Genomic DNA, 18,152 nt, shown 5'->3' with positions numbered 1-18,152 from the left:
AATTTAAAAGTTATTTGTTTTTATTTTTTAGCTAAAAAATTAGGCTTGATATTTAGCATTACATAAGCAAATTGTGGGTTTAAATCAGCATTTGCAACATTTTTAACCGCTGCAGAAGCCATAGAATTTGTTGCTTTCATGAAAGAATAACCAGCTTCAATATTGACGATTTTAGTCAGGTTGTATTTTACCTGTAAATCAAGTTCAGTTCCCAGATAAGAGTTTAGTTTTCCGCCTGCACCATTAGATAAAGTATTTGCCGATTCAAAACCGTGAATATCCAATGCAAAACTTAGATTGTCTTTGGCATTATATTTTATTTTGAAGAAGTAATCCAGTAAACCTTGTTTTCCAAAACCATTCGCTGCATAAAAATAATCCATGCTTCCCCAGAATTTATGAGGTGTTCCGTAAAGCGGATCAAATCGATTGTCTTTTGAATCGGCCGTAACCGTTTTTGTTCCATCATCTCCAGATAAAAAATCAACTCCGGGACCAATAAACAATTTTCTTCCTACTTGTAAGGTTGATGTAATCGAAAATAAATTAGCGTTTAATGATCTTCCATCTTTGTTTTTTCCTCCCTGATAGTAATAACTTCCTGTCAAATTTAATTTTCGGGTTACATTGGTATTGAAATAAATTCCGGTTGTGTTTCTGCTCCAAACTCCGGTTCCGTTTACTTTTGTCGTTACCGCTGGCGTTCCCGCAGTCACTAAAGTATATTTATTGAAATCATCTTTGAAGAATAAAAAAGATAAGTCACCAAAGAAGAATTTTCTGCCAACATAAGCATATTGGAATGATTTGTACATGGTGCCAATTCCGTTAGTTCCTGCGCCATAAGCTGGATTTGTACCATTATAAATTGTTCCAGTATTATTTTCTTTATTCTGATTAAAAGCAGCTCCAACATCTGCAATCCAGCCTTTATTTGCAAACTTAAAAACGATCGCATCATGACGTCTTCCTTGTTGCAACCAATCCAAACTTCCTAAGACTTTTTGATCGTCATAAGAAATTTCCTGACGTCCGGCTTTTATAGACAAATTCTGAATCGTACTAACGGTATCATTCAAAAAATCTCGGCCCAGGCTTCGTGCAATAAAATTCCATTATTTGCTTCTGTTGTCGTTCTGTTGATAGAAGAAGCATCTTGTCCCCAAACACGAACATCTTGCAGCGCCGTAAAAATTTTAAATCTATATCCGGAATATCCAGCATTTAATCTTGTTCTCTGGCTTGTAAACAAAGCTGCTTTATCGCCTTGTTGTTGTAACGTTCCTTGTCCGGCACGCATTTCAACACGGTCTCTTAACTGACCTGTAAATGTAAATTGCGCTTTTGCTTCATAGCTTCCTAAGATTGTAAGTACAAAACCTAATAGAATAGATCTTGAAATTTTTGATGCAAAAATAGTGTTGTGGTTTTTTAATATTGGATTGGTTAATTTGCTCATAATAATTTGGTTTGATTTGTATGAAGCAAATTTATATACGTATAAATACTTAAGTACAATACTTATAACATATCAAAACATTTTTTTTAACCCATAAAAAGCGTTTGAAAGTCAATTTGTTTTCTGCGTTTTCGCATGAAGCTACGGCGAATGTCAGTAAAATAAGGGATTTTAGTTATTACGTAGTTCAACTTAATTAGATAATGTGTCAATTTGAAAATTAGATAATTGTTGGGATGGATGTAAAAAGAGGATAGAGCAACGATGAATGCAGAATGTAATTTAGAGTTGAGATTGATAACCCTGGATGATAAAACATAGCCAGCGGTTTTAACCGTTGGGAGCAAGAAACGCTAAACGATACGTCTCCCGAGGTTGAAACCTCGGGCTATATTTGAAAAAAAGAATTAATAAACATGGCCAACGGTTTTAGCCGTTGAGAGCATTGAAACGCTAAACGATACGTCTCCCGAGGTTGAAACCTCGGGCTATATTTGAAAAAAAGAATTAATAAACATGACCAACGGTTTTAACCGGAATAGATCAAAACCTGAAACCTGAAATTTTTCCCCTCCTAAAAGTACTTATGTTCCATGATTTCTGACTGAAGTTTTGGAATGGCGAGGATGCCTATTCTCTTGCCTACTGTTTTTATTAGTGACTCTTTTTTTAGACTTGATAGCACACGAATAACTTGTTCCTCAGTAGTTCCGGCGAAATCTGCAATTTCTTTTCGTGACAGTTCGATGTCAATTAGACCGTTTATTTGTCCAAATTTTCGGTGAATGTACAATAACAAATCGATTACGCGTTCCCGTACATTCATATGGGCGATTTTGCGGATATTATTTTCGCTTTTATTAAGTTCATCGGCATAAAACAACATTAAGGCATATGTAAATTCAGGAACGCTCTGAAGAATTTCCATCATGGTTTCATTGCTAAAATTACATAAAACCGTATCTTCAAGAGCATAAGCACCAATTAGATAGCGTTTACTGGTTCCGAAACCACGAAAACCAATCGTATCTCCGTTTTTAGTAAGACGAACAATTTGTTCGCGACCGTTAATTCCGGTTTTAACCGTTTTTACTTTTCCTTTACAAATAAAATAAAGTCCCTGAATTGGAGCACCTTCAATGATAAACTGCTGCGTTTTTTTGCAAACAAAACTATGTTTCTTCTGAACATATTGTTTCATTTGCTCCAGATGCAGGTGTTTTTTAATAAAACAGTTTTCGTTGGCGCAGGAATAACAAATGGGCTGCTCTTCTTTCATAAGTCCTAAATTTTAATCGATTTAAAAACTAATTTGTTGTTCCTCATTTATTTTCATCAAAAATAGAAAAATAATTTCAAAAAATACGTATTTATACGTAAAAATACTTATTTTTGTCTAAGTCAAATACGTGAGGCATTTAGGACTGGGCATAATTACTATAGTTGTATTTAAAAAAGAAGCTGTAATGCAAAATACCAAAATCAAAACTACCTGTTCATATTGTGGCGTCGGCTGCGGAATTATCGTTACTAATGACGCTAAAAATGGTGTTATGGTAACGGGCGACAAAGACCACCCGGTAAATAAAGGAATGTTGTGTTCTAAAGGGATGAATTTGCATTACGTAGTCAATGATACTTCAGATAGAATTTTATATCCCGAAATGCGAGGCAGTAAATCTTATCCGCTTGAACGCGTGACTTGGGATACAGCTCTTGATCGCGCCGCTGCCGTTTTTACTTCAATTATCAAAAAACATGGTCCTGACAGCGTTGGTTTTTATATTTCAGGGCAATGTTTAACCGAAGAATATTATCTGGTAAACAAACTCGTAAAAGGATTTCTGAAAACTAATAATATCGATACCAATTCCAGACTTTGTATGAGTTCGGCGGTTGTGGGTTATAAAAAAACTTTTGGAGAAGATTCTGTTCCAATTGCTTATGATGATATTGAATTGGCAGATACTTTCCTGATTACCGGCGCAAATCCCGCTTGGTGCCATCCTATTTTATTTCGAAGAATAGAAAAACACAAAGAGAAAAATCCGAAAATAAAAATCATAGTAATTGATCCGAGGCGAACCGATACAGCGGCTTTCGCCGATTTGCATTTGCAGATTATTCCCGGATCTGATATTATATTGTATCATGCTATTGCGAGACGCATTATCGAAAAAGGACACGTTGATCATGATTTTGTAAAAAACAATGCCGAAAATTTCAAACAATATAAAGATTTAGTTTTAGGCACTTCGTTAGAAAAAGCTTCAAAACTTTGCGGAATTTCTGTAAACGACATCAAACTTGCTGCAGATATTATTGGTAAAGCAAAAGGATTTATTTCGCTTTGGGCAATGGGATTGAATCAAAGTGCTGTTGGCGTTGATAAAAATACGGCTTTACTAAACTTATCATTATTAACGGGGCAAGTTGGTAAACCGGGTTCCGGACCATTTTCTTTAACCGGACAACCCAATGCAATGGGCGGACGAGAAGTTGGCGGAATGGCAACACTTTTGGCCGCGCATAAAGATATTGCAAATCCGGAACATCGTAAGGAAGTGGCCGATTTTTGGGGTGTTGATGAAATCTCAGACAAACCGGGCTTAACTGCAACAGAAATGTTTGAAGCATTGGAATCTGGAAAAATGAAAGCCGTTTGGATTATCTGCACCAATCCGTTAGTAAGTTTGCCGGATTCACGCCGAATCGAAAAAGCGTTACAAAATGCCAAATTTGTCGTAGTTCAGGATATCTCGCATAATGCAGATACTTCAAAATATGCCGATTTATTATTGCCTGCCGCCGGCTGGTTAGAAAAAGAAGGCACAATGACCAATTCTGAACGTCGTATATCCTATTTACCAAAAGGAATAAACGCTCCCGGAGAAGCACTTCCGGATATTGAGATTTTAATTCGTTTCGCTAAAAAAATGAATTTCAACGGTTTCAATTTTAATAGCGCCGAAGAAATTTACAAAGAACATTGCGCATTAACCAAAAATACCAACATTGATATTTCATTTTTAAATTATCATCGTTTAAAAACCGAAGGTACTTTTCAATGGCCTGTTCCAGATTACGGACATCCGGGAACTCCTCGCCTATTTACGGACAAAAAGTTTTATACACCATCGCAAAAAGCAATTTTCAATTTACCAACAGTAATTGAAAATACTTCAGAGCAGCCAAGCCCGCAATATCCATTTATTCTCACAACAGGCCGGGTTCGCGATCAATGGCATACGATGACCAAAACCGGAAAAGTATCGCGATTAATGACGCATACACCAAGTCCTGTTTTAGAAATTAACCCAATCGATGCGTATAAAAATGACATTAAAAATGGTGATATTGTTACCGTTTCGAGTAAAAACGGAGAAGTTAGGGTAAAAGCAAAAGTCACGGATACTATAAAAGAAAAAGTAGTTTTTCTGCCAATGCATTGGGGAAAACAACTCGAAAATGATTTAAACAGAACCAATAATCTAACCAATACGGTTGTTGATCCGGTTTCAAAAGAACCTGATTTTAAATATACTACAGTTGCAATTACCAAATATGTAAAACCTTTTCAAAAAATTGTTATCGTTGGCGCAGGAGCTGCTTCTTTTCGATTCATTCAAAACTATCGTGAATTCAATTCTACCGACGAAATTATTGTTTTTTCGAATGAAGTAAACCCGTTTTACAATCGCGTATTGCTTCCTGAATATATGACGGGTGAATTTACCTGGGAACAACTTTTAAAAGTAAAAGATGGAGAAGCTTTAAACAAGCTAAAAATCACCATGAATGCCGGCGTGGCAATTGATAAAATAAACGCAAATGACAAAACGGTTTTAGATAATCTGGGCAATCTGCATACTTTTGATTCATTGATTATGGCGACCGGAAGCCGTCCTTTTGTGCCTGAAAATGCCCAGCTTCATTTACCCGGCAGATTTACCGTGAGACGAAAAGAAGATGCCGATCGTTTAAAAAAATACCTGGACAATACCAATTTACCTACCGAAGAGCAACATGTTGTTATCATTGGCGGTGGTTTACTGGGATTAGAATTGGCAGCCGCCTTAAAACATAAAAAGGTAAAAATTACTATTATCCAAAGGGCTTCACGTTTGATGGAACGTCAATTAGACCGAATTTCGAGTAAATTACTGGCCGAAGAAGTTCAGCTTCGTGATATACAAATTTACTTTGATAATGAAGTGAGTACTGTTTTTGAAACTGAGAATGACAATGAAATAGAAATTGCTTTAAAAAGTGGAAGAATTATCACAGCAAATGCGATTGTGTATACTATCGGAACAATTCCAAACATTGAAATTGCCCGCGAAACAGGTTTGATTTGTGGTCGCGGTGTAAAGGTAAACCAATATTTACAATCGTCGAATCCGGATATTTTTGCTATTGGAGAAATAGCTGAATTTGATAATAAATTATTCGGAATCACTTCTGCCGCCGAAGAGCAGGCTGATATTTTAGCCAACTTTTTGGCTGGTGATATTAGCAGTTATTACAAAGGTTCGATTCTTATGAATATTTTAAAATTAGAAGATATAAACCTGTGCAGCATTGGCGATATCGAAATTCCCGAAAATGATGATTCATACGAAGAAATTGTTTTTGCCGATTTAAAAAAACGCTATTACAAAAAATGTATTGTAAAAGATGATTTGCTTGTTGGCGCGATTTTAATGGGCGACAAAAATGAGTTTGCCGAATTTAAAACGATGATTGAAAGCAAAATCGAATTATCAGACAAACGTAATTCTCTTCTAAGAGGAAGTTCAAACGCAAAACCAGTTCTAGGAAAATTAGTTTGTTCCTGCAGTCAGGTTGGAGCCGGAAATATTGAAGAAACCATTAAAAGTGGTGTTAACAATTTTACCGATTTATGTAAAAATACTGGTGCAGGATTGGGTTGCGGAAGTTGTAAAACAGAAGTAAAAGAGATATTAGCAAAGTGTAAAGTTTAAAAAAATGTTTCAAGTTTTTTTAGTTTCATGTTTCAAGTTACTTTGCTTTGAACATAAATTTTACCGCAGAGGTCGCAAAGGTTTTTCGCAAAGTTTCGCAAAGGCTTATATACTGTGTGTAAAGTTTGTTTTCTATCGAAAAAAGTTCACAAAGCTAAACGCTAAAATCTTTATTCAAAGCTTTGCGAACTTTGACTATTTAGTAAACATAAACTAAAAAACTCTGCGAAACTTTGCGAAAAACCTTTGCGACCTTTGCGGTTAGATCAACACAATCCAAAAACCTGAAACTAAAAAAACCTGAAACCTGAAACAAAAAAGAAAACCTGAAACAAAAGAAAACCTGAAACAAATAAATATATGGAATTGACAAGACTTATAGTAAAAGGAGGCGTTATTTCGCCGGGAGAATTGCGGGAAGTAGTTAATATTGCTATGGATCAGGGTTTAGATTCGATTTCCTTTGGTTCCCGACAAGATATTATTTTCCCGAAAGGGTTAAAATCTTCAGATAAAGAAAAATTGGGTAAACATCATTTTGTTTTTCCCGATCAAACAAGCGGTAATAATATTGTTTCTTCCTATGTTTCTACTGATATTTTCAGGAATACAAACTGGCTTACCGGCAATATGTTTTTATATATTTTAGAACAATTTAAAGAACAGCCCAAATTAAAAGTAAATATCACAGATCCTAAACAACAACTGGTTCCGTTGTTTACCGGTCATCTTAATTTCATTGCTTCAGAGCATGAAGATTATTGGTTTTTATATATTCGTTTGCCAAAATGGGAACGCATGGAAGTTTATCCCGTATTGATTTACAGTTGGGATATTGCAAAATTCTATTATGAAATTGAGAAAATCGTAGACGAAGAATCATACGGAATTGATATGATTTTTAGTTTGGTTAGTGAAATTTTAGACACCAACAACAGAACAATTGACAAACCTTTAAATGTTCCGTTTTATCCTTTTCCGTATTATGAAGGCATGAACCGAATGGGAATTGATCAATATTGGCTGGGTTTATATTGGAGAAATAATTTATACGATCTGGATTTCCTGAAAGAAATGTGTGATTTGTGTTTTGACTGCAAAATTGGAAAAATCTGCATCACGCCCTGGAAATCATTTATTATAAAAGGAATTCCGAAAGATCGAAAACTGGAATGGGAAAAATTCCTGGGCAAAAAAGGAATTAATGTTCGCCATTCTTTACTGGAACTGAACTGGCATTTGCCTGTTGCGATGGAATGGGCTTTGAATCTTAAAACATTTTTAGTTCGTACGTTAGATCAATTTGATATTAGTACTTATGGATTAACGTTTGGAATATCAGAATACAATCGCGACGGACACTATTTTACTTCGGTTGTGGTCGAAAAAAATGATTTGCCAAAAGATTTAGAATCCATAAAAATCAGGGATACTTATAATGTTTTGTATGCGAAGAATTTCGATCCAAATACCAGAGAATATATCGTGCATTCACAAGATATTGACAAACTTGAATTGCCCACAATTTTAATTGAATTGAGCCGAAAATATTTCGATGAACTCGGAAATTCTACTTCTGAAATAGCCGAAAACCCACAGAAAAAAGAGAAAACACAATTGGATATCTATCAATGCCAGGAATGCCTAACGCTTTATAAATCAGAATACGGAGACGAAAGCCAAAATATTCCAAAAGGCATTTTGTTTACTGATTTGCCCGAAAACTATTGCTGCTCACTTTGTGAAGCTCCAAAGAGTAACTTCAGGATTTTAGAAATTGCAGAAAATTAAAGGAACTATTTTTAAATGAAATAATTATAATAAACGACTTATAAAAATCTTAACATTCTTGTATTTAATTATTGCTTAAATTTAACTAGCTAAGAATTTATCTTTTGATGAAATAACAACTTATTTTCTCTTAGTGAAATCAATTTACTCAACTAAAAATACCATTATGATAAAAAGAACACCAAGAACATCAGCCACAAAAAACACAGATATTCCTGCAGAGGAACCTGTAGCGCCAATTACAGAAAGTACTCCGGAAACGGATAAGCCTCTTATAAAAACACCTGTTAAGAGAGCACCGAGAACCACAACAAAAGCACCTGCGGCAACAGCAAAAACACCTGTAAAACCAGCTTCTGCAAATACTCCAAAAGCAATTATAAAAAGAACGACGGGATCAACTGCAAAGACAGGAACAATAACTCCTGAAATTATAGAAATCTCTACTATTGATAAAAAAGCTGACGAACAACTCCCAACTGATAATCAGGAAATAACCGTTTTAAAGAGCATAAAAGATAAGTTGAAAGATGCTAAAAACAAGCAAAAAGAGAAAAAAGAAAAAGCTAAAAGAAGAGAAAAAGAGATTAAAGCCGTTATAAAAAAACTGGAAAAAGAAAAGAAATCAAAACTAAAAGCTGAAACTAAAAAGAAAGAAAAAGCAAAAAAAGAGAAAGAAAAAGCTAAGGCGAAACTAAAAAAGCTTGAAAAAAAGAAAAATAGTAAAGCAAAATCGAAGAAGAAAAAATAAGAATAGAAAGGTTTGACTTTAATGGAGTTGAGCCTTTTTTGTTTTAAGCATCTGATTTGTCATTTCGGGGAACGAGAAATCACACAAGAAGCTCCGCAATCAAAATCGCCAATCTTTGTAGCGTTACGACTGTGATTTCTCGTTCCTCAAAATGACAATGCACTCGCGAAGTCGAAGGAATCATCCCCCAATTGCAATCATACTGCGATTATCAAAATGCAAAGAAGGATCGTCCATTTCTTCAATCGTAACCATCCCGGCTCTGACTTTCTTTTTGTTTTTGATCGATGCGGAAATTAAGTTTTCGATAGATTCACCGTTTCTAAAAGGTGTCAGCAAATCAGTTTCAGAATTAGAAAAAAGACAATTTTTAATTTTCCCGTTTGCAGTCAGGCGAATTCTGTTGCAGCCATCACAAAACGGATTTGTAATAGAACTTATAATTCCGAAATCGCCCTGAAAACCTTTTATTCTGTATGTTCTCGCTGTAAAGTTTTTTTCGTCTTCTAATTTCTGAATTTCTTCAGATAAAAAAACACTTTCTACCTGTGATAAAATCTCATTTTGAGAAACCATTTTACTTCTGTCCCACTCGTTTCCGGCAAAAGGCATAAACTCAATGAACCGAACTGATATTGGCAAAAGCTGGGTTAATTTAATAAAATCTATAATTTCATTATCATTAAAACCTTTCATCAAAACCACATTAACTTTTACCGTAAAATCATGATTTAAAAGCAAATGCAAATTACTAATTACTTTTTCAAACTGATCTCTAAGTGTTACAGAATGAAATTTTGATGCAACCAAAGTATCTAAACTCAAATTGATTTTTTTGATGTTAGCCTGCTTTAAAGCATCAATATGACGATCAATTAAAATTCCGTTTGTGGTAATCGAAAGCGACGTTTTTAAAGTTGATAATTTCGCAATAATCTCCGGGAAATCTTTTCTTAATAAAGGCTCACCGCCAGTTAATCTAATTTTATCAACACCATTTTCTACGAAAGTCTGGGCTAAAGCAAAAATCTCTTCGGCAGTCATTAAACTTGCTTTTGGAGACAATGCGATCCCATCAGCAGGCATGCAATACGTACAACGCAAATTGCATTTCTCCAGCAACGAAATACGCAAATAATTGTGTTTTCGCCCAAAATCATCCGTTAAAATGGCTTTAGAGGGTGTCATGATTTTTTCCTTTTAAAATGTGAAAAACGTGCATTACATGCGGAAAAACAGCGTCCATTGATTCTCTGGCTCCGTTTGTTGATCCCGGCAAAGCCAAAACCAAACTTTTTCCTAATGTTCCTGCAACTGTTCTAGATAACATTGCGTATGGCATTCTTTGTTGTCCGTAATCGCGAATTGCTTCTTCAATTCCCGGAATTCTGCTTTCCAGTAATGGCAATAATGCTTCGGGAGTTACGTCTCTTGGTGATAATCCGGTTCCCCCGGTAAAAATTACCAACTGATTTTCTTCGGCGAAAGCCTTTGTTCTTTCCTGAATAATATCAATTTCATCAGGAATAATTTCATAATGTGTTGTTTCAACTCCGTAAGAAGTTAATTTTTCAACAATAATTTTTCCGGAACGATCTTCCTTTTCGCCTGCAAAAATCGAATCGGAACAAACAAAAACTGCCGCTTTTATTGCGTTTGGAAATTTATTTTTAAAAGAAGATTTTCCGCCTTCTTTATTCACTAATTTGATAGTCGAAATTTCAATCTCTTTATCAATTGGCTTCAGCATATCGTACATCGTCAGCGCCACGATAGACGCGCCGTGCATCGCCTCGACCTCAACTCCGGTTTTGTAAACAGTTTTTACATTGAAGATAATCTGAATTGTTAAACCTTCAATTTTATATGCTACCGAAGTAAATTCTATTGGAATCGGGTGACAATCCGGAATCGACAAATGCGTATTTTTTACAGCAAATAATCCTGCTGTTTTTGCCATTTCAAGTACATTGCCTTTCGGAACCAAATTATTCACCACAGCATCAATTGTTTCCTGTTTACTAACTTTTACAATTGCTGTGGCTGTTGCAGCTCTTAACGTGCTTATTTTATGCGTAATATCTACCATTATATTTTGTTAGGTATTTTGTTTCCAGGTGAATGTATCGTTTTCAAACATTTCTTTACCAAAAATAGGCACATCGGTTTTTATCCAGTTTACAATAGCTTCCGTCGCTTCATAAACCTGTTTGCGTCGCGTTGCCGAAACAAAAACGAATAAACAAATTTCGCCCGCTTTTACCACACCTAAACTGTGATAAATATGCATACAGGTCAAATCGAATTTAGCGAATGCTTTTTCTCGAATCGCGTGTAAAGCTTCGTTTGCCATATCGGTATAAGCCGAATAATCGATCGCCACTACAGTATTATCGTGAATCACATCGGCACGAACCTGACCCAGAAAAATATTGTGCGCACCAATCGTATGTTTCGATTGATGTTTTGCGATAGATTCTGCTATAAATTCAGGAGCAATTGGTCCTTCTACAAATACATTTTTACTCATTTTTTTTATTTTTTTGCCACTGATTATTATAAAATAGATTGCGAGTTGGCCCACAGATTTACACAGATTTTAACTGATTTTTTTTTAAGACCCGAGCGATATCGAACAGGCGAAGCAATTACACGAATTTAAAATTAAAAATCTGTGTTCAATCTGTTTAATCCGTTGAATCTGTGTGCTATCTTTTATAAGCTTAGTTTCTCTTCTTTCAATAATTGCTTCATTGCCAAAGCTCCTCCGGCAATACTTTTTACATTTTTGAATTCTTTTTTCTGAAGCAATTCTACTGCTATTTTACTTCTGATTCCGGATTGGCAATAAACATAAATCGTTTGATTTGGATTCAGTTTTTTGAATTCGTTTTCTAAATTCGTTAACGGAATCTGTATACCATTTTTGAAATTCATTTTCGGAACCTCATCGTCATTTCTAACATCCAGAAAAAGAACTTCGTGATTATCAATTTCATTTAAAATTGCTGAAACAGAAATTTCTTCAACCTGATTTTCAACTACTTTATACTTTTCTTCAAAAGCTTCTTTATCCATTACAACAGTAGTATTCTTTTCAAAGTCATACTTTTGCTGATTGTTATTCAAAATATTATAAACCAGCACTTTACCACTCATTACTTCTCCAATTCCCAGAATCATTTTGATCACTTCATTCGCTTGAAGCATTCCAATAATTCCAACAGAAATTCCAATAACTCCGGCATCTTCACAATTTAACGATTGCGTGTTTTCATCCGGAAACAAACATCTGTAAGTGGGTCCGTTTTGATAATTGAAGACTGAAACCTGACCCTGAAACCTGAAAACAGAACCATAAACCATTGGTTTATCTGTAACTAAACAGGCATCATTTATTAAATATTTTATAAATATATTATCAGTCGCATCAACAATAATATCATATTTTTCAAATAACGAAATAGCATTTTTGCCAGACAATTTTTCTGAAATCGCATTTACTTTTATCAATGGATTCAATTCAGAAATCATCAATTTAGATTCATCGACTTTGTATTTTCCAACAGCCGAACTTTTATAAATTACCTGACGATGCAAATTTGAAATTTCGATAACATCATCATCTACAATTCCGATTTCGCCAACGCCTGCCGCCGCCAAATAAGGCAATACGGCAGCACCTAAGCCACCCGCGCCAATTACCAAAACTTTTGCTTTTAATAATTTCTGCTGCCCAACTTCTCCAATTTCCGGAAGAATAATTTGTCTGTTATAGCGTTCAGATGTATTCATAAATTTTGTTTTATCCTCCTGCAAACGGAGGCAATAAAGCTACTACATCACTTGTTTTCAAAGTAAATTCTGTTGCTTTTGGTACTATTTTCTGGTTTACTGCTACACTAAATGACAGTGAATTAAATTGATATTTTTCTTCTAAATCCAGCAGTAATTCCTGCAATGAAATTTCAGAAGAAACTATCTTTTCAAACTCGCATTTGGTTTTTTCAGCGACAGCTCCAAAATATTTAATCTCAATCATTTTTATAAATTTAAATTCTGAAAAATAAATTCGTCATCAAAATGTTCCTGAAAATAAGAAGTTAATTTTGAGGTATTTTTCACTACTTCGCCAATGACAATAATGGCCGGCGAAGAAATTTTATTTTCTGATACCAATTTAGCAATTGAACTGATAGTTCCAACCACTTTTTGTTCAGTATTTTTTGTTCCGTTTTGGATAATGGCAATTGGCAAATCATCCGTTCTGTTTTCTTTATAAATAGAAATAATTTCTTCTAATTTATGCATTCCCATCAAAATAACTACGGTCGCAGCCGATTTTGAAGCCAAATGAATGTCTTTAGACAATTTATGATTTGAAGTTGTTCCGGTAATTACCCAAAAGCTTTCGGCAATCTGGCGTTGCGTTAAACTAATTCCAACCGAAGCCGGAACGCCCAAAGCAGATGAAATTCCGGGAACAATGGCTGTTTCCAGACCAAATTTTTCTACATATTCAATTTCTTCACTTCCTCTTCCAAATATAAAAGGATCGCCGCCTTTTAAGCGAACAACATGACCATACCGATTGGCCATTGACACAATCAATTCGTTAATCTGGTCCTGCGTGTAAGCATGACACCCCAAACGTTTACCCACAAAAACAATTTCTGCTTTTGTCGCATATTGCAATAATTCTTCATTTACCAATGCGTCGTACAAAACCACATCGGCATTTTCTAAGGCTTTAATTGCTTTTAAAGTAATCAATTCAGCGTCACCGGGACCTGCGCCTACAATCGTTAATTTGGGTGTTTTTGAATTTCGCATAACTTTTAACTTAAATTGATATTCAGATCGTTTAATTCGTCTGCCGAATTAATATTAGTTAAATGAAAGTTTTCACTTTCGTCAATTTTGATAATCTGATGCGGAACATTCGCAATTAGATTCATCATTTTTAAATCGTCGTTATCAATTGCGCTTTTGATAACAGGCAATACTTTCTTTGAATAAATTCCGATTAACGGATGCATTCTGCTCTCTGAAGCAAAAACCGAAATTTCAGCTTCCTCATTTTGTTTTGAAATTAATTCCGACAATAATTCGGTTGAAATTAATGGAATATCACAACTTAAAATCAAATTAAATTCAGATTCAGAATTCGATAGTGCTGTGTAAATCCCTCCCAACGGGCCTTTATCTGTCACAATATCCGGTATTTTTGTATACGGCAAATAATCGTATTCTTTTGTATTTGTAATTAACGTAATATTATCTGTAATAGGCAAAATTGCCTGAATTATATGTTCTATAAACGGTTTGTTCTGAAACAAAACCAATCCTTTCTCTGACTGCATTCGAGAACTTTTTCCTCCGCAAAGAATAAAAACTTTTAATGTTTCCATGGCTTTTTTTGTTTCAGGTTATTTTTGTTTCAGGTTTCAGTTTTTGCCAATCTTTGTCCCGACGGTTGAAACCGTTGGCTATGTTCCTAGCATTTCTTGTAATCGTTTTTCAGACATAGCCCGCGGTTTCAACCGTGGAGTCCGTTATGTATATTTACATTCAATTTTCAATTTTACGGAAAAATCAATTTTATGCTTGCCATTAAAATTACTGCTCCCAAAACCATTTTTAATGTTTTGTTTGAAAATTTACCACTTCCGTAAAATCCGCCCAAAACTCCTCCTACAACTGCAATCGGAACTAAATAAAAACTCTCCATCGGAACTGTTTTTCCTCCTAAAAAGAACCCCAGCATTCCTGCAAATGAATTCACAAAAATGAACAAACTCGAAATAGCTGCCGATTCTTTTACCGAAGCCCATCCTAAAAATAATAAAATCGGACTCAGGATAATTCCTCCGCCAATTCCTAACATTCCTGACAATAAACCAATTGCAAAACCAATCGCTAGTGCAAAAGGTAATTTTATTTCTACTGCTTCTTTTTCTTTAAAATTAAAAATACCAAACAATCTAAGTGCTGCAAAAACTAATACAATTCCTAAAATGATCTTATAAATTGTATTGTCTAAAGTTATAAAACCGCCAATAAATGCAGCCGGAACTGACGCTATTGCAAAAGGATAAAAAAGTTTTGGTTTGAAATAATTCATTCTGTAATAAAAGAAAAATGAAATACTCGAAACAAACAAGTTCAACAGCAATGCCGAAGGTTTCATAATTGCCACCGGAAAAGCAAAAATCGTCATCAAAGCCAAATATCCCGATGCACCGCCATGCCCAACACTAGAGTATAAAAACGCAATCACGATTAAAGCGAAGCTAAACAGAAGAATATTTTCGGAACTAAGGAGATTCATTTATATTATGTTTCAGGTTTATTTTTGTTTCAAGTTTCAAGTTTGATATGTTTTATTTTACATACCGCATTTTACAATTCATATTCAATTATCTTATTTTCAAATTATCTCAATTATCTAATTCTAATTTATTGGCAGCAAAGTCACCTGTTCATCTTTTTTAAGAGATTCTTTGTCCTGTGGAACAATTAGCAGGCTATTAGCTATAGCAAAGGTATTTAACATTGCTGAACTTTGTCCTTCCAAAATTGTTACATTGGTTTCATCATAAAGCGCTTTTAGAAATAATGTTTTTCCGGTTGTATTTATAAAATCTGTATTCAATTTTCGAACTAGTTTTGGTAAATGAATGTCCGAAAATCCCATTCTGTTTTTAATTGCCGGATATACATAAATATAAAAATTGGTTAGAGATGAGGCGGGATTCCCTGGCAAAGCAAATACTAATGTTTCATTTTTTGAACCAAAAAACATTGGCTTTCCGGGTTTTTGATTAATTTTATAAAATAGCTCTTGTACTCCATTCTCTAATAATGCTTCTTTTACAAAATCATAATCTCCAACAGAAATTCCACCGGAAATTAAAACAATATCAAATTTTGGAAGAATATTTTTTAAGGCTTTTTTCGTTGCTTTAAGATTATCTTTTACTTTAAAACTTTTTACTTTTTTAATTCCGATAGTCTGAAGAGCTGCCTGCAGCATTACCGAATTACTTTCGTAAATTTTTCCTTTTGGCAATTCCTTACCTGCTTTTACCAATTCATTACCTGTTACTAAAATAGCAACTTTAGTTTTTTTGTAAACTTCAACTTCTGTAATTCCTAAACAGGCTAAAAAGCCAATTGCAGCTGGCGTAATCAAAGTATTGGCTTCAAAAACAACATCCTCTTTTACTATTTGTTCTCCTTTTGCTCTAACATTTGTAAATTGTTTGGGCATATTGGTGATCAAAATTGAGTTTTCGTTTGCCAGAACATGTTCCTGCATTACAACAGTGTCAGCGTTTTTAGGAACAAAAGCTCCGGTAAAAATACGTACGGCTTCGTTTTCTTTTAATTTTATATCAGCATGATCTCCTGCCTGCGAAATACCAATTACATCATATTGATGTTTTTCGCTGTGAATAAAAGCGTAACCATCCATTGCAGATTGTCGAAAAGGCGGCATATTAATTGGCGAATAAATCGTTTCGGCCAAAATATATCCTAATGCCTTCTGCACTGAAATTTTTTGAACTGGCATTGTACTGCTGTTCTCTGCAATAATTGATAAGGCTTGTTCGACTTGAATCATGGCTGCTATTTTATAGACAAGCAAAATACTTATTGCAAATATAAGTATTTTTACTTAGTTTTATTAATTAATAATCTAAAATTTAAAAAGATTATAAATTTAAGCTTAATTCTTCTAATTCTTTTAGAAAAACCAATCAAATAGCTTTCACATGTTATTTAAATCAAATTACTTGTTTTGGAAATTTCCTTTTGGCAGATAATACAACCAGGAAAATCCAATAAAAAATAAAATCGCAGATGCTACAAAAGCAGGCAACAGGATCTCTTTATTATTTTCTAATGCGTTATTTAAAGATGCATATAACAACCAAATCTGAATGCTGACATTTAAAATTAAAATAAAAATAAGTGTCGAAAGTATATTATTCAGCTTATTGGGATTTACACGATTCTGACTTCTTCTAAAAGTACTCATGATAATTTGTTTTTAGTTGACATTAACTTTCTTTTTCCTGAATCATTGCTTTTACATAAACGGCATTTTCTTTAAAAAACACTTCTAGTTGTGGCAAAGCTCTTGGCGGTGGTCCGGCAATTACATCGCCTGTCATGGCATCAAATGATCCTTCGTGGCACGGACAATGTATAATTCCGGTTCCGGGTTTATAAAAAACAGAACAGGATAAATGAGTGCATTTTTGTTCGTAAGCTCTAAAATCGCCACTTTCGAGATGTATCAAAATATACGGAATTGTACTTCCTTCGATTACAAAACCTCTTGTTCCTCCTACCGGAATTTCGTTCTTATCACAAATAAAATGTTCGCCTTGCACGCTTTCTTTTGGCAATAAATAAGCTTTGGCTGCTACAAATCCGCTTCCGATCATTAATCCACCCGAAACAAAAGTGAGGAATTTGGCAAAATCCCGTCGGCTTACTTGTGTTGATTCCTGCTTTTGTATTGGGAAATCTTTTTTCCAGTTTTGATTTAAATTATCTTCTTTTGACATGGATTTAGATTTTAATATATTCTTAATTCATTACTGCCTTTTGGCATCATAATATTTACTTTGGTTTTTACGGTTTCCTGTCCAAAAATGAACGTATTAATTGGCGTACTATTAGGTCTCATTTCTTCAATTTGTTCTCTTGTACCGTAAAATAATGCTCCACTAGGACAAACTGTGGCGCACATTGGCTTTTTACCAACGCTTGTTCTGTCGTAACACATGGTGCATTTCATCATTAAATCGTATTCTTCCATTTTTTTAGGAACACCAAACGGACATGCCATAACACAATTCGAACAGCCAATACATCTTTCGGTATTTGCTGTGTGAACAACACCAAATTCATCTTGCGAAATAGCATCAGCGGGACAAACATTTGCACAAACAGGGTCTTCGCAATGCATACAAACCTGCACTGTTGTTTGAATTGTTGAGGAACGCTCGACATAATTCACGCTAATTAGTGATTCCTGACCGTTTGTTTCACATTCTGCACAAGCCATTTCACAGGCCTTACAGCCAATACAGCGCTGCAGATCTACAAAAAACTCTTCATTTCTATTAAAATTAGTTAAATTCATAGTTTC

18 protein-coding genes are annotated in these 18,152 nt (G+C 34.6%); 3 read left to right on the top strand and 15 right to left on the bottom strand.

Annotated elements, in window-relative coordinates:
- Positions 1-20: 20 nt before the first annotated feature.
- The 3 genes from ACZZZT_RS10600 to ACZZZT_RS10590 all read right to left on the bottom strand — a co-directional run bounded on the left by ACZZZT_RS10600 (position 21) and on the right by ACZZZT_RS10590 (position 2,738).
- Positions 21-1,079 carry a hypothetical protein gene (locus tag ACZZZT_RS10600; protein WP_463460334.1) on the bottom strand — a complete coding sequence of 353 codons (1,059 nt, stop codon included), beginning with the start codon at positions 1,077-1,079 and terminating at the stop codon, positions 21-23.
- Positions 1,076-1,459 (bottom strand): hypothetical protein, encoded by a 384-nt coding sequence (locus tag ACZZZT_RS10595; protein ID WP_463460333.1) that lies wholly within the window; start codon positions 1,457-1,459, stop codon positions 1,076-1,078. Before ACZZZT_RS10595 ends, ACZZZT_RS10600 begins: the two co-directional genes overlap by 4 nt.
- Positions 1,460-2,033: 574 nt before the next feature.
- Positions 2,034-2,738, bottom strand: a complete 705-nt coding sequence (locus ACZZZT_RS10590) for a Crp/Fnr family transcriptional regulator (RefSeq protein WP_042563004.1) — start codon at positions 2,736-2,738, stop codon at positions 2,034-2,036.
- Positions 2,739-2,925: 187 nt separating this feature from the next.
- Between ACZZZT_RS10590 and ACZZZT_RS10585 the strand changes: the two genes are divergently transcribed.
- The 3 genes from ACZZZT_RS10585 to ACZZZT_RS10575 all read left to right on the top strand — a co-directional run bounded on the left by ACZZZT_RS10585 (position 2,926) and on the right by ACZZZT_RS10575 (position 8,986).
- On the top strand, positions 2,926-6,444 hold the full coding sequence (locus ACZZZT_RS10585; protein WP_463460332.1) for a molybdopterin-dependent oxidoreductase: 3,519 nt from the start codon (positions 2,926-2,928) through the stop codon (positions 6,442-6,444).
- A 360-nt stretch (positions 6,445-6,804) separates the two neighbouring features.
- Positions 6,805-8,235, top strand: a complete 1,431-nt coding sequence (locus ACZZZT_RS10580) for a rubredoxin (protein WP_463460331.1) — start codon at positions 6,805-6,807, stop codon at positions 8,233-8,235.
- A gap of 166 nt (positions 8,236-8,401) precedes the next feature.
- On the top strand, positions 8,402-8,986 hold the full coding sequence (locus tag ACZZZT_RS10575; protein WP_463460330.1) for a hypothetical protein: 585 nt from the start codon (positions 8,402-8,404) through the stop codon (positions 8,984-8,986).
- A 180-nt stretch (positions 8,987-9,166) separates the two neighbouring features.
- On the opposite strand, the gene moaA is transcribed toward ACZZZT_RS10575, so the two are convergent.
- The 12 genes from moaA to ACZZZT_RS10515 form a co-directional block, all read right to left on the bottom strand.
- Positions 9,167-10,174: a GTP 3',8-cyclase MoaA gene (moaA, locus tag ACZZZT_RS10570; RefSeq protein WP_463460329.1), complete on the bottom strand. Its 1,008-nt coding sequence runs from the start codon at positions 10,172-10,174 to the stop codon at positions 9,167-9,169.
- Positions 10,161-11,075 (bottom strand): bifunctional molybdenum cofactor biosynthesis protein MoaC/MoaB, encoded by a 915-nt coding sequence (gene moaCB, locus ACZZZT_RS10565; RefSeq protein WP_463460328.1) that lies wholly within the window; start codon positions 11,073-11,075, stop codon positions 10,161-10,163. Before moaCB ends, moaA begins: the two co-directional genes overlap by 14 nt.
- Before the next feature lie 9 nt (positions 11,076-11,084).
- Positions 11,085-11,516 carry a molybdenum cofactor biosynthesis protein MoaE gene (locus ACZZZT_RS10560; RefSeq protein WP_042563010.1) on the bottom strand — a complete coding sequence of 144 codons (432 nt, stop codon included), beginning with the start codon at positions 11,514-11,516 and terminating at the stop codon, positions 11,085-11,087.
- 185 nt (positions 11,517-11,701) lie between these two features.
- Positions 11,702-12,781, bottom strand: coding sequence for a molybdopterin-synthase adenylyltransferase MoeB (gene moeB, locus ACZZZT_RS10555; protein ID WP_463460327.1), 1,080 nt, complete (start codon positions 12,779-12,781; stop codon positions 11,702-11,704).
- Between the two features lie 10 nt (positions 12,782-12,791).
- The gene (locus ACZZZT_RS10550; protein ID WP_463460326.1) at positions 12,792-13,028 is read right to left on the bottom strand and encodes a MoaD/ThiS family protein; all 237 of its coding nucleotides are present in this window, start codon (positions 13,026-13,028) and stop codon (positions 12,792-12,794) included.
- 2 nt (positions 13,029-13,030) lie between these two features.
- The gene (cobA, locus tag ACZZZT_RS10545; protein ID WP_042563013.1) at positions 13,031-13,819 is read right to left on the bottom strand and encodes a uroporphyrinogen-III C-methyltransferase; all 789 of its coding nucleotides are present in this window, start codon (positions 13,817-13,819) and stop codon (positions 13,031-13,033) included.
- A 5-nt stretch (positions 13,820-13,824) separates the two neighbouring features.
- Positions 13,825-14,397 carry a molybdenum cofactor guanylyltransferase gene (locus tag ACZZZT_RS10540; RefSeq protein WP_042563014.1) on the bottom strand — a complete coding sequence of 191 codons (573 nt, stop codon included), beginning with the start codon at positions 14,395-14,397 and terminating at the stop codon, positions 13,825-13,827.
- A gap of 173 nt (positions 14,398-14,570) precedes the next feature.
- Positions 14,571-15,317 (bottom strand): sulfite exporter TauE/SafE family protein, encoded by a 747-nt coding sequence (locus ACZZZT_RS10535; RefSeq protein ID WP_463460325.1) that lies wholly within the window; start codon positions 15,315-15,317, stop codon positions 14,571-14,573.
- A 123-nt stretch (positions 15,318-15,440) separates the two neighbouring features.
- The gene (locus tag ACZZZT_RS10530) at positions 15,441-16,613 is read right to left on the bottom strand and encodes a molybdopterin molybdotransferase MoeA (protein ID WP_463460324.1); all 1,173 of its coding nucleotides are present in this window, start codon (positions 16,611-16,613) and stop codon (positions 15,441-15,443) included.
- Between the two features lie 168 nt (positions 16,614-16,781).
- Positions 16,782-17,030, bottom strand: a complete 249-nt coding sequence (locus tag ACZZZT_RS10525; protein WP_073395191.1) for a DUF6755 family protein — start codon at positions 17,028-17,030, stop codon at positions 16,782-16,784.
- Between the two features lie 22 nt (positions 17,031-17,052).
- Positions 17,053-17,565, bottom strand: a complete 513-nt coding sequence (locus tag ACZZZT_RS10520) for a QcrA and Rieske domain-containing protein (protein WP_073395192.1) — start codon at positions 17,563-17,565, stop codon at positions 17,053-17,055.
- 11 nt (positions 17,566-17,576) lie between these two features.
- Complete coding sequence (locus ACZZZT_RS10515) at positions 17,577-18,146, bottom strand: 4Fe-4S dicluster domain-containing protein (RefSeq protein WP_073395193.1); 570 nt, start codon at positions 18,144-18,146, stop codon at positions 17,577-17,579.
- Positions 18,147-18,152: the final 6 nt, after the last annotated feature.

This window comes from Flavobacterium sp. AC274, assembly GCF_979258275.1.
The sequence above is the reverse complement of the archived record's forward strand: the minus strand, read 5'-3'. Positions and strand labels throughout refer to the sequence as shown.